The sequence below is a fragment of the Microbulbifer maximicatervae (SeqCode) genome (assembly GCF_052467695.1).
On sequence record NZ_CP174320.1, the window covers coordinates 3,004,892 to 3,017,608 of the forward strand.

Genomic DNA, 12,717 nt, shown 5'->3' on the forward strand with positions numbered 1-12,717 from the left:
CCTGTTGAGCTATATTATGAGGTGTCAGTGGTACATATTTTATAGCCAAAATTTTCTCAATATATTGCAGTTTTCATATTTCATAATACTGGGTGACTGCTATGTATTTATTTGCTGGTTTTTCGTAATTGTATAAGCCCTTCAATAATCAGGGTCGGAGGGTTAGTCGGCTCTAAGGCCTTTGGATGTGGACTTAATTAGGTGGTTATATTTCATTTGGAAAGTAAAGCATAAGCAGTCAAGCCTATAACTATAAGGGCTCCCCCCAAAATATCTCACTGTCTTCCCTTTCTTGTAGGGTTGACGATAGTTTGGATGTGTGACTCGTTTCCTCTGTCGTTTTTTTCAGCATTTTTTGCTTTTTCTATAACCCATTTTATTTGTACATTCAAATTTTTAAGTTCATCTCTGATTTCAATTAATGGCTTTTCTTGTTTGTCCATTGGTATCTAATTACACATAACGTTGAGGTAGGGAAGTTCAATCAAAAGGTGATTTTGACGGTTCATTATTTGGCCGGGTTAAAGAAAATCACCACTTTTGCTATAGACAAAATCCTCTTCGCTAACTTTTTTGGTTGTGTTATAAAATTCTTCGAGAGTAATCTATTAATGCTGCCTCCGGCGTTTCTCCGAAGCAGCTGATCCATTGGGGATGGTCATCTTGACTCATTACCGCAATATTTGGGGTGCCAATAAACTTTCCACTTTTATTTTCAAGAATTTTTATTTTTATGCAAGGGGTGGCTAAATCCTTAAGTGGCGGTCCAACTTTAAAAACTGCCATAATTTTTGATGTGGGTCCAAATTTGTCGCTGTTAATGAGTGTCCAATCTTTCATTTTTTAGGGTTGGTTAATATAGCAATAGTGGGTAAAGTTAGGTTGAGTTTTGCTTTTTAATATGTCGAATAAAATTCGTTAAATCTTTATTTTATGGGAGGTTACGTATGTCTTTGCTCAAAATATGATATCAAAGGCACCTGCAGAAAATCTAAAATGAAGATTTTGCTGGAAGTGCCTTTGTTTCGCTAAAAAGACATCAAATATTTTAATCCATCATCCTGAATCTGGAAGCGTTACCAAACTCATCATTGCATGAATTATCAAATGCAAATTCAACCTGCTTGTTCATAGCCTTGGCGGATAGGGCCACACTAGTCATGAGACTACAGAATTCCTCACCAATATTACAGGATACGGCTTTGTACTCTGCGCATGAAGATGGTGGCGGGCTTGATAGATCTGTAGATAGCCAAATAATTGCATAATCGCTATGGATATCAATCATGGTGATTGTCTGCTCGGTATTTGGTAGTGCGGCTTGAGCTGCGTTGGATACTACTAGTGCACTAATGGCTAGAATTTTTTTGTTGAATATTTTTTTCACTGTTACTTTTATTCCCTTTGATGTTAGTTGGTGTAAGGTTGTGCTTAGAAGCTCAGCTTTAGTGGTTGGCTGTAATATTTTGTACGGTTGTTTTAGTCGTGAAACAGCTTAACAAAACCGGCTGATTGCCCCTTTGATAGGCAGTTTGATTCCCCAACATCATACTGAAATTGTACTGGTTTATTGGCGATGAATGCACTAGTAGCCAGTGTTACTATAATGTCTGTGGCATCTTTATCATCAAGGGAAAACTTGAATCTATTTGTCTCAGAACAAACAGAACCCGGAACTTCTCGGTCAACATATACGACAAATGTGTTTGAAGTATTGCTGACCCCCACATTTGTTATATTCATTTTCTCAACATATTCATATGCTTGTAGTGGCATAGAAATTACTGATAGTACTGTCGCTAAGCTTATCAGTTTAAAAGCTTCAACTCTTAACATACTTAATATTTACCTAGTTAGTATTATGGCTGCTGCCCGAAATTAACAAAATTAGAAGGCTATAACACTCTAATATCTTGGAACGATTGTGCAAACATCACGGTGAACACTGTGGCTACTATCTCATGCTTTTCAGGGGTAGGTAAATATATTTTCCGTATACTAATTTAGAGAGAATTGTTGAGGTGGGGGGTAGTGGTTGCTGTGGCTATGATTTAGCCTCAGGCTGCTCGGGGAAGTGCTTATGGTTTGGTAGAAAAGAGCTGAAATATCGAGTGGTTCGATTACCTTAAACAAGGGTAGGGATTCTTAGGGTGATTATTCCAGATTTTGATTGGATGAGATCTATATGTAAATTTTTCTATCTTATATGGAAGATGATATAACTTATTTTTGAAAATTTCATAATGGAAAAATTGGCATAAGGTGATTTTACGAGTCTCTACTTTAAATCAAAAGATATAATTTCCTGAGATAATTGAAGTTTTTGAAGTCTCTTATTACCGGTCTCGCTTGAAGTGTATGCGGATACTGGGTGCTAGAAATGGGAGGGGTACGAAGTATTACTGAAAAGTAAGTAGGAATGGCTGCAGGAAACCTGCAGCCATTGGGACTTATTTCCAGTTCAGGATAACCTTACCGGATTCACCAGATCCCATGGTATCGAAGCCTTGTTGGAAGTCATCGATCGAAAACTGGTGAGTAATAATTGGGGTTAAATCCAGGCCGGATTGAATCAGGCTGGCCATTTTGTACCAGGTCTCAAACATCTCACGGCCGTAAATACCTTTGATCATCAGGCCTTTAAAAATAACCTGCCCCCAGTCGATCGCCATTTCACCTGCGGGGATACCGAGCATGGCAATTTTGCCCCCGTGATTCATCGCGGCGATCATATCGCGGAAGGCGACGGGTACGCCGGACATCTCCAGGCCAACATCAAAGCCTTCGCTCATTCCCAGCTCGTTCATCACATCGCTGAGGTTTTCCTTGGCAACGTTTACCGCACGGGTGGCGCCCATCTTGCGTGCCAGGTCCAGGCGGTATTCATTGATATCGGTGATAACTACATGGCGTGCGCCAACATGTTTGGCGACTGCTGCGGCCATAATACCGATAGGGCCGGCGCCGGTAATCAGTACATCTTCGCCCACCAGGTCGAAAGACAGGGCCGTGTGTACCGCATTACCGAGGGGATCGAAAATAGAGGCGAGATCGTCAGAAATGTTATCTGGGATCTTGAAGGCATTGAGCGCGGGGATTACCAGATACTCGGCAAAAGCTCCGGGGCGGTCTACACCGACACCGTAAGTGTTGCGGCACAAGTGGCGGCGGCCGGCGCGACAGTTGCGGCAGTGGCCGCAAGTAATATGGCCTTCACCAGAAACACGGTCGCCCACCTGGAAACCTGCAACTTCCTGCCCCATACCGACAACTTCACCCACATATTCGTGGCCAACCACCATGGGGACAGGAATCGTCTTTTGAGACCATTCATCCCAGTTGTAGATATGCATGTCGGTACCGCAAATCGCGGTTTTGTGAATCTTGATCAGCAGGTCGTTGTGGCCCGGTGTGGGGATTTCCACATCGGTGAGCCAGATTCCCACTTCAGATTTCAGCTTGGATAGTGCTTTCATTGTTTTTAAAACTACAAATGGCAGGGCGCGGCGCCGCTCCGGTGAATTCCTTGTGAGAATTAGCGTATCAGCACCGCTGTTTGGTTTAGATAATATTCAGTTCGCGGCCAACTTCAATGAAGGCATCAATACACTGGTCGAGCTGCTCGCGGGTGTGGGCGGCGGACATCTGGGTGCGGATGCGGGCTTGGCCCTTGGGCACTACCGGATAGAAGAAGCCCACTACGTAGATGCCGCGCTCCAGCATCTTGTCAGCCATTTTCTGCGCCAGGGCAGCATCGCCAATCATCACCGGGATGATCGGGTGGTCGGCACCGGCCAGGGTAAAGCCAGCTTCGGACATGCGCTTGCGGAAGTATGCGGAGTTGTCGCGCAGCTGTTCACGCAGCTCGCCGCCTTCAGTCAGCATATCCAACACTTTCAGGGAGGCGGTGACGATCGCCGGGGCTACAGAGTTGGAGAACAGGTAGGGGCGCGAACGCTGGCGCAGGATATCGATAATTTCCTTGCGGCCAGAAGTAAAGCCGCCGGAAGCGCCGCCCAGGGCCTTGCCCAGGGTGCCGGTAATAATATCGACGCGGTCAATCACATCGCAGTATTCATGAGTGCCACGGCCGTGGTCACCGAGGAAGCCCACTGCGTGGGAGTCGTCCACCATTACCAGGGCATTGTATTGGTCGGCCAAGTCGCACACGGCTTTGAGGTTGGCGATAACTCCGTCCATAGAGAAAACGCCATCGGTGGCGATCAGCTTGGTCTTGGCGCCAGCGGCGTCTGCGGCCTGTAGCTGCTTCTCCAGTTCCGCCATATCGTTGTTGGCGTAGCGGTAGCGCTTGGCTTTACACAGGCGCACACCGTCGATGATGGAGGCGTGGTTGAGGGAGTCGGAGATGATGGCATCTTCCGGGCCCAGCAGCGTTTCAAACAGGCCGCCATTGGCGTCGAAGCAAGAGGTGTAAAGAATGGTGTCTTCGGTTTCCAGGAATTCAGACAGGCGCGATTCTAGCGCTTTGTGAATGTCCTGGGTGCCGCAGATAAAGCGCACCGATGCCATGCCGAAGCCGTACTGTTCGAGCCCCTCTTTGGCTGCTTCAATCAAGTCCGGGTGGTTGGCCAGACCCAGGTAGTTGTTCGCACAAAAATTCAGTACCTGGGTGTCGTTGTTCACCTGGATCTCAGCGGCCTGCTGGGAGGTAATAATCCGCTCGCGTTTGTACAGGCCATCTGCATCGATCTGTTTGAGTTCGCTGCGCAGGTGCTCAAAGAATTGTTCTGGCTTTGACATGGTATTGTTTTTAGCTCCTGTCGGGTGCTCTTGGCACAGGGTAACGGGCGCGAGCTCGCGGCGCCTGTTGGTTCTACTTTATCCCGCCAGTTCGCAGGCCTCATGGGCCGAAATAGGGTGCTCACTGGCGCGGCAACTGGTGGCAAATTTTAATGCCTCTTCGGCAGTGTCGAACAGTAGTTGCCACAACAACTGACGATCACCTCTTCTCACCGCGCGTACTGCCGTGTGGCTTCTTTGGCTGGCGATTTGAATTTCGATAATGTCTTTACTGGAAAACGGTGATTCGGACATGGTCCCTCCAATGGTAAAACTATGGAGGACTGACGTGGAAGCGGCGAAGTGATGTTCGCTAATCCGGTTGGTTTGCTCTGGTAGAGCCCCATCCTCCCCGCAGGCCTTGTGTGCCGCAGAGAGAGAACCACCTTGCCCCGGTCGGCAGGTTGGCGTTGGCGTCAGCCACTCTCGTGATGTGCGAGCAAAGATAACGGGGAGGGGATTAGCAGTCAACAGTACCGCCCCCATTAGAGGGCGGTGCAGAAGTTTATGCGGGAAGCTGCACGGATTTCAGTTCGATAAACTCACCGAGACCGGCCTCACCAAACTCGCGTCCGTTGCCAGAGCGCTTGTAGCCGCCGAAGGGGGCGTCGTAGTTAAACTCACCGCCGTTGACAAAGCAAAGGCCCGCTTCAATGCGACGAACAATAGGCATGGCGCTTTCGGCGTCTTTAGCCCATACGCCACTGGACAGACCGTATTCGGTGTCATTGGCAATGGCGACAGCTTCATCCATATCCTTGTAGGGGATCAGGCAGGTCACCGGGCCAAAGATCTCTTCCCGGGCAATGGCCATCTCGTTGTGAACGTCGGCAAATACCGTGGGTTTCACATAGAAGCCTTTATCCAGCTCGGTGGGTAGATCGAGGCCGCCAGTCACAAGGCGGGCACCTTCTTCGATCCCTTTCTTGATGTAGCCGCGCACGATTTCCAGTTGGCGAGCGGAAGATAGGGGGCCCATAAAGGCATTGGCATCGGTGCCCATGGCCACTTCTTCAGCCACCTGCTTGGCAACTTCCACCGCCTCTTCATAGTGCTCAGCGGGAACCAGCATACGGGTGAGTGCGGTGCAGGTTTGGCCACTGTTGATGAATACATCTTCGCAGCCCCAGCGAACTGCTGCTTTAAGATCCGCGTCCGGGGTGATAATCAGAGGCGATTTACCACCCAGCTCCTGGGTGACCCTTTTTACTGTGGGCGCTGCAGCCTTGGCAACTTCAACGCCTGCACGGGTGGAGCCGGTAAAGGACACCATATCGATTCCCGGGTGGGATGACAGCTCTGCGCCGACGACCGAGCCAGCACCGGGGATCAAGTTAAATACGCCCGCAGGAACACCGGCTGCTTGGATAATCTCCGCCATGACGAAATCCTGTAGCGGAGTGGTTTCCGAAGGCTTGGTAATCATGGTGCAGCCTGCTGCGAGGGCTGGCGCTACTTTGCCGACAAATTGGTGCAGAGGATAATTCCAGGGGGTAATAAAGCCACACACGCCAATCGGCTCCCGGATTAATACCGAGTGGGCCGCCTTTTCGGTCTCTTCCATTATGGAGGTGCGACCGGCGTAGTAACGCATGGCGTAGATAGGGCCATCCACATGCAACCAACGGGTGATATGGGCGGGGCAACCCAGGGTTTGTGAGATCGCCTGGATCAAGTCTTCCTTGCGCTCTTCCATACCGTCAGCAATGGCATTTAGCAGGGCTGAACGCTGATCTGCGCTAGTATGGCGCCACTTGCGAAAGGCGCTGCGGGCAGCGGCAACGGCAATATCCACATCCTCAGCAGAGCCTTCCACCACCTGGCAAATCATTTCTTCAGTGGCGGGGTTGATCACAGGATGGGAACTGGTGCCGAGGGGCTCGCGCCACTCACCATTGATAAACAGTTTGTCGGTATGCAGCTTGCTGAAATCTGTCATGTCACGCTTCCGTTTGCTTCGCGCCAGTTCAAGGGGCGGTGATTTCGATAATTGTTGGTGTTTTGCGTAGCAGGGCTTCTGCGACTGCCGTAGCTAATTGCTGTGGTTTGTCGATGCGGCAACCTTCAGCGCCAAAAGATTTTGCCAGTGCGACAAAATCCGGAGTGCGAAGATTAACACCTTCTTGAGGTACTTCTGCGGCATCCATAAAGTCGCGAATCTCACCATACCCGCTGTTATTCCAAACCAGTATTGGCAGGGGCAGCTGCTGTTCTACTGCAACGGCCAGCTCACCGAGAGTAAACATCAGGCCGCCATCGCCGATCAAGGCAACTACATCCCGCTCACTGGATAACTTGGCCCCGATCGAGGCGGGCAGGGCAAAGCCCAGCGTGCCGTAACCGGTGGTGCAGGTAATATGGCTGCGAGGGTGATACAGCGGCAAGGCGTGGTTAGTGTTATAGGCCAGTTGTGTGGAGTCGGTAACCAGAATTCCCTCATCGGGCAGGGCTTCGCGCAGAGCTTCAACCCAAGGGAAGCGCTCCTCTGAACCTTCCCACCACTCTTTGCGGCAGTTACCGATTAATTGTGAAACTTCCTCTTCTGCGCGCTGTTTTGAGCTCTCTTCGCACTGAACCAGGGCTTCGCTTAACTGCTGAAGGCTTTCTGTTGCATCGGCACAGATGGCCAGGTCCGGCTGGGCATTGCATACCAGTTGAGCCGGATCAATGTCGATACGGATCAGTTTGCCGGAGAAAGCGTAATCCTCTCTTACCAGGTTGCGATCGGTTTCCGAAAGCTCTGTGCCAACGGCCAAGACCACATCGGCAGCTTCTACTCGCTCACGCACGCAGTCGAAACTGAGATTGGCTCCGCCACACAGAGGAAGTCTTTCATCGACAACGCCTTTGGCGGCCAGAGACAGGAAGACTGGAGCTGCAATTTTTTCTGATACCTGTGTTGCCGCTTCTCCAGCAGATTGCGCGCCACCGCCCAGGAGAATCACCGGGCGTTCGGCAGCTTGCAGCCACTGGGTTGCGGTCGCGATAGCTGTCGCGTTGGCTGCCGGTACCATGGCACTGGCAGCCGCGCGGTAATCGTCCAGATTGCCGGACATAGGCGCCGGGAATAAATCGATGGGGATTTCGATATGGACAGGGCCGGGGCGGCTGGACTGCAATAGCTGGAATGCCCGTGCCATCACTTCCGGTAATTGTTCTGCCTGAGTCAGGGTGTGCTGCCAGATACAGAAGCCTCGACTGGCATCGCTTTGGCGGGGTAGCTCATGCAGGCGCCCACGGCCCATGCCAAGGTCTTCCCGGCGATTGACGGCGGAAATAACCAGCATAGGAATTGAGTCTGAGTAAGCTTGCGCCATCGCAGTGGCTGCGTTGGTCAGCCCCGGCCCGGTGATCAGGAAACAGACACCGGGCTTGCCGCTGGCGCGGGCATAACCGTCTGCCATAAAGGCGGCGCCCTGCTCATGCCTTGGCGTGATATGCATCAAGTCGCTACCGGGCAGGCCGCGATACAGTTCAATGGTATGTACGCCGGGAATCCCGAAAACTTTTTCTACCTGGTATTCGCGCAGCAGGCGCATCAGCACCTGGGCGCATGTGGGCGCAGAGGACATAAGCACCATTTTCCTTATTCGTGTAAAAATGCAGTGAGCGTAGCGGCCCACCAAAAGCCGTGCAAGCACCCGCAGAGTCTGCACCTTCACAGGCAATATCGCAGGAAAATTGAGATTCACCCGGCACTGCGGCAGGAAACTTTGTACGCTTGGGTTACTTTACCTGTCAGTAGATTTTGCGGAATTTGACGAGGTGTCTGCCGCACAATAGCCTTCCGGCACTTCGCTGAATAAACTTTGAGCTAGAACAACCGAGGAAGTATCACCATGGAAATCGATCAATGGCGTCGGGAATACCAAATGGGTGGTTTAAGGCGCTCTGAATTGAAGCCGACCCCCGTGGAGCAGTTTCGCAAGTGGCTTGCAGAAGCTGTTGAAGCAGAATTAGTTGATGCCAGCGCCATGTGTCTTGCCACCACTAACTCGGACGGGCACCCCTCGCAGCGTATTGTTTTGCTGAAAGGCTTCGATGAGAAGGGTTTCGTTTTCTATACCAATTTACAGAGTGACAAGGCCCGAGATATGGCCGTTAACCCTCAGGTGTCGCTGTTGTTTCCCTGGTGCCGTCTCGAGCGGCAGGTGATTGTTTATGGGAAGGTGGAGCCCGTTTCCCGCGAGCAGGCAGAGGCCTATTTCCAGTCGCGCCCCCTGGATAGCCAGTTGGCCGCGTGGGCTTCGCACCAGAGCCGGCCGCTTTCGTCCAGGGAGGAACTCGAGCAACAGTTTGATAAAGAAAAGGCTCGCTTTGCCGGTAAAACAATTCCATTGCCAGAATTTTGGGGCGGCTACTGTGTGGTGCCCAATGCGGTTGAATTTTGGCAAGGGGGTGAAAATAGATTGCACGATCGTTTTATTTATCGCCGTGAAGAAAAGGAAAGCTGGAATATAGAGCGTCGCGCTCCCTAATTTTTATATTTATCTTTTCGTGGCCCAGCCCTTTGGGCCACAACTAACCGCTTAATCACGCTTCACTTTGTGAGTACCTATCCCCTGATATTGTTTTATAGCGGTGTCTTGTCTGGCAATTTGTGGTCAAGGCCGCTTAGAATAATGCGCCATAAATATAGCTAAAACTGTTGTCTTAAAAATTCTATAGATTCGATCGTTTTTGCAATTCGAATCCAAGGGTAGGTAGGGGAAATATGGCCATTATTGGTATCGACTTGGGAACCACTAATAGTGCTTGCGGGGTACTGACTGATGACGGGGTAAAACTAATCCCCAACCGTTTGGGTGAAATTTTGACCCCGTCAGTTGTGGGGCTTGATGATTCTGGCACATTGCTAGTCGGCAAAACGGCTAAAGAACGTCTTATTAATCACAGTAGTGCCACTGTAGCTGCGTTTAAGCGCTTAATGGGCACTGACCACAAAGTTTCCCTGGGGAAACAGAAATTTAGTGCAACAGAACTCTCCTCATTAATTTTACGTGCGCTCAAAGAAGATGCAGAAACTTTTCTTGGTGAAGAGGTAACCGAGGCGGTAATCAGTGTCCCGGCTTATTTTAATGATAATCAGCGCCATGCCACCAAGTTGGCAGGAGAACTTGCGGGATTAAAAGTAGAGCGCCTTATTAACGAGCCAACTTCGGCTGCCATTGCTTACGGTTTACACGATAAGCGCGAAGGAAACTTCCTTATTTTAGATCTTGGGGGTGGCACCTTCGATGTTTCTATCCTGGAATTTTTCGATGGCATTATGGAAGTTCATGCCAGTGCCGGAGATAACTTCCTCGGTGGAGAAGATTTCGTTGAGGCAATGATCGATGATGTCCTGGCTGAGTTTGATATTAAGAAAGAAGCCTTAAGCCCTCGCGATTTGCAAAACTTATATATGCAAATGGAAAGCGCCAAACGTCGAGTTAGCCAGCAACCTGAGCAAAAACTTGAATTACAACTTGATGGGCGCTCCCTGCAATTCCAGGTGACTCCAGAGTGGTTTGAGAAACTCAGCACACCTCTGTTGTTAAGAGCGAAGCGGCCAATTGAGCGGGCAATGCGCGATGCTGATTTGCCCCCACAGAAAATTGATGAAGTGGTATTGGTTGGCGGTTCGACGCGCATGGCCCAGTTTCGTTCTATGGTTGGTCGAATGTTTGGCCGTCTGCCAGCCTGCCATTTGGACCCGGACACTGTCGTTGCGATGGGAGCAGCTATTCAGGCTGGCTTAAAAGAAAAGAACTCAGCACTGGATGATATTGTCCTGACTGATGTATGCCCTTACACCTTGGGAACTGGGGTTATCAATGAAGATAATCCGCAGCTCGGTGCCTACTTCATGCCTATTATCGAGCGCAACACGGTTGTACCAGTCAGTGTTGTAAGGAGAGTGTGGACTGCTCGGGATGATCAAACCCAACTTTGTGTAGACGTATACCAAGGAGAGAATCGTCTGGTATCTAAAAATGTGTACCTGGGTGAGATGACGGTTCCTGTGCCGAAAAAGCCTAAAGGGGAAGAGGCGGCAGATATTCGCTACACCTACGATATGAATGGACTTTTAGAAGTGGATGTGACTGTGGTCTCCACGGGTAAAACCTTCAACAAGTTAATTGAGTTTACGCCGGGAGCTCTCTCCGATGTACAAAAGGCTGAAGCCCTGCAAAAGCTGGCAAAACTGAAATTCCACCCCCGTGAAGATGAAAAAAACCAGGCAATCATTGCTCGTGGTGAGCGCTTGTATGAATCCAGTCTGGGCGAGCAGCGTGAGTATATTGCCAAATTACTGTCATCCTTTGATAGCGTCCTAGAAAGGCAAAACCCTACAGAAATTATTAAGGCTCGAACTGAGGTTAGTGAAATTCTGGATCGGTTGGATGGCGAGGATTGGATTTGATGAATCCCTGGGCCATTCTTGAAATTAACCCCATCACTGATGCTCGGGCGATTAAGCGCGCTTATGCAAAAAAACTAAAGCAAACCCGCCCTGATGAAAAGCCGGAAGAATTCCAGGCACTTCATACAGCTTATAAGCAAGCATTGAAACTGGCTGAGCAATTGCAAGAGGAGACTGCCGGGCATGCGGAAGCCTCCTTGGAAACTCCTTCACTAGGGCAGGCAGGAAGCACAAGCCATGAGAAGGTTAACAGTGAAAGGGTAGCTGTATTAGAAGGGGCGCAGGAAACAGAAGTGCGGCCTTCCACTGATGAAGTGTTAACTCCGCTCGCAGCTGAAGAACACCCAGCGAAGCAAGAGGGCGTTTCTGACCCCTTGGAACAGAGCGAAGGTGTATCCCCTGATACGCAGACAAGTGAATCTCGGGAAGCGCAAGACCCAGCTAGAGATTTGCGTATTGAAGAATTTCGGCGGGTGCTTAAGCAAGTTGATGAGATGCTCAATAATCACTTGGAAATGAGCTTGGAGAAAAGTTGGGGCTTTCTCACCAAGAGTCCCTATATGCTGGATGAGGAGTATAATTGGAACTTAGGCCTTTCTGTATTTGAACGCTTTGCCCAATTTAATCAAAATGCTGTAGAGGGGGGGAAATCCGCAAGGTTTCGCCGACAAGTAACGCCGAACATCCTGCAATACTGTGATCAATTGTTCGATTGGCGAGGGAATGCGTCTTACCTCTACCAAGCGCTTGACGAAAAGTTGTGCAATAGCATATTTAATAGCTTGGAAGTTCATGAGTCCCGTATTGATCCTTTGCAAGGGCTTCGTGGCGGGGGCAAGGTAGAGGCACAAAGTGAGGCTGAATTTGAAGAGCGCTATGAAAAGTACTTTTTTGGTGATGTTGTACCTAGAGGCGTTGCATTCTTTTTAGACTTGGTTATGACTTATATGGCCGTAGGCTCTCTTGCAACTGCGGCGATGATGAAAATCTTTGGATTGCCGGAAGCTGTAGCAGCCGCAAAAGTCATACCTTTTTGTTTTGGAGCCTACCTGTTATTTGCTTGGTTGTTCGAGTGTTCCAAACTTCAGGCAACACCTGGCAAGTATATAATGGGCTATCGAGTAACCAGTCAAAAATTTGGGCGGATTGGATACTTGCGAGGGCTTTGGAGAACTGTGAGCTTTGCTTTCACTAGTGCATTTGGGCTTTTTGCATGGATTATCAACTTCTTCCTGGTTAATAAATTATTGCATGATCGGTTAAGTCGCACTTATGTTATTAATATGCGTAAGACTCATGAAGAGCATTTACGCCGTTTGAGAAAAGCTTAGCTTTAGAGCGGGAATTGGTTCCCGCTCTTCCCTTATTATATTTATTAATTAGTCATACAGATAAAACAATAGGTTGAAGTAGACCCTTTGCTGGGGCTTCGTGGTGGGAGTGAAGTAGTAAAGATTAATAACGAAGATGTAAATGATAGCTACGAACAGTGCTATTTTGACCGGTGGTTG

12 protein-coding genes and 1 riboswitch are annotated in these 12,717 nt (G+C 49.4%); of the genes, 3 read left to right on the forward strand and 9 right to left on the reverse strand.

Annotated features, from left to right (window positions below; genetic code table 11):
- Positions 1-275 precede the first annotated feature (275 nt).
- The 9 genes from ACJJI8_RS13225 to ACJJI8_RS13265 form a co-directional block, all read right to left on the reverse strand.
- Positions 276-443 (reverse strand): hypothetical protein, encoded by a 168-nt coding sequence (locus tag ACJJI8_RS13225; protein ID WP_444932651.1) that lies wholly within the window; start codon positions 441-443, stop codon positions 276-278.
- 139 nt (positions 444-582) lie between these two features.
- Entirely contained in the window at positions 583-840 is a 258-nt protein-coding gene (locus ACJJI8_RS13230) for a hypothetical protein (protein WP_444932652.1), read from the reverse strand.
- A 208-nt stretch (positions 841-1,048) separates the two neighbouring features.
- Positions 1,049-1,387, reverse strand: coding sequence for a hypothetical protein (locus tag ACJJI8_RS13235; RefSeq protein WP_444932653.1), 339 nt, complete (start codon positions 1,385-1,387; stop codon positions 1,049-1,051).
- A 92-nt stretch (positions 1,388-1,479) separates the two neighbouring features.
- Positions 1,480-1,836, reverse strand: a complete 357-nt coding sequence (locus ACJJI8_RS13240; protein WP_444932654.1) for a hypothetical protein — start codon at positions 1,834-1,836, stop codon at positions 1,480-1,482.
- A 614-nt stretch (positions 1,837-2,450) separates the two neighbouring features.
- On the reverse strand, positions 2,451-3,476 hold the full coding sequence (gene tdh, locus ACJJI8_RS13245; protein WP_444896565.1) for an L-threonine 3-dehydrogenase, zinc-binding type: 1,026 nt from the start codon (positions 3,474-3,476) through the stop codon (positions 2,451-2,453).
- Positions 3,477-3,561: 85 nt separating this feature from the next.
- On the reverse strand, positions 3,562-4,761 hold the full coding sequence (locus ACJJI8_RS13250; RefSeq protein ID WP_413665012.1) for a glycine C-acetyltransferase: 1,200 nt from the start codon (positions 4,759-4,761) through the stop codon (positions 3,562-3,564).
- A gap of 78 nt (positions 4,762-4,839) precedes the next feature.
- Positions 4,840-5,055, reverse strand: a complete 216-nt coding sequence (locus ACJJI8_RS13255) for a hypothetical protein (RefSeq protein ID WP_108732493.1) — start codon at positions 5,053-5,055, stop codon at positions 4,840-4,842.
- A gap of 58 nt (positions 5,056-5,113) precedes the next feature.
- Positions 5,114-5,240, reverse strand: a riboswitch (SAM-I-IV-variant riboswitch).
- A gap of 65 nt (positions 5,241-5,305) precedes the next feature.
- Positions 5,306-6,739: an aldehyde dehydrogenase family protein gene (locus tag ACJJI8_RS13260; protein WP_444932655.1), complete on the reverse strand. Its 1,434-nt coding sequence runs from the start codon at positions 6,737-6,739 to the stop codon at positions 5,306-5,308.
- A 28-nt stretch (positions 6,740-6,767) separates the two neighbouring features.
- The gene (locus tag ACJJI8_RS13265; protein WP_444932656.1) at positions 6,768-8,372 is read right to left on the reverse strand and encodes a 5-guanidino-2-oxopentanoate decarboxylase; all 1,605 of its coding nucleotides are present in this window, start codon (positions 8,370-8,372) and stop codon (positions 6,768-6,770) included.
- Between the two features lie 267 nt (positions 8,373-8,639).
- Between ACJJI8_RS13265 and pdxH the strand changes: the two genes are divergently transcribed.
- The 3 genes from pdxH (at position 8,640) to ACJJI8_RS13280 (ending at position 12,537) form a co-directional block, all read left to right on the forward strand.
- The gene (gene pdxH, locus ACJJI8_RS13270) at positions 8,640-9,278 is read left to right on the forward strand and encodes a pyridoxamine 5'-phosphate oxidase (RefSeq protein ID WP_444932657.1); all 639 of its coding nucleotides are present in this window, start codon (positions 8,640-8,642) and stop codon (positions 9,276-9,278) included.
- A 236-nt stretch (positions 9,279-9,514) separates the two neighbouring features.
- Positions 9,515-11,206 (forward strand): Hsp70 family protein, encoded by a 1,692-nt coding sequence (locus tag ACJJI8_RS13275; protein ID WP_444932658.1) that lies wholly within the window; start codon positions 9,515-9,517, stop codon positions 11,204-11,206.
- The gene (locus ACJJI8_RS13280; RefSeq protein ID WP_444932659.1) at positions 11,206-12,537 is read left to right on the forward strand and encodes an RDD family protein; all 1,332 of its coding nucleotides are present in this window, start codon (positions 11,206-11,208) and stop codon (positions 12,535-12,537) included. Before ACJJI8_RS13275 ends, ACJJI8_RS13280 begins: the two co-directional genes overlap by 1 nt.
- The last annotated feature ends 180 nt before the right edge of the window (positions 12,538-12,717 follow it).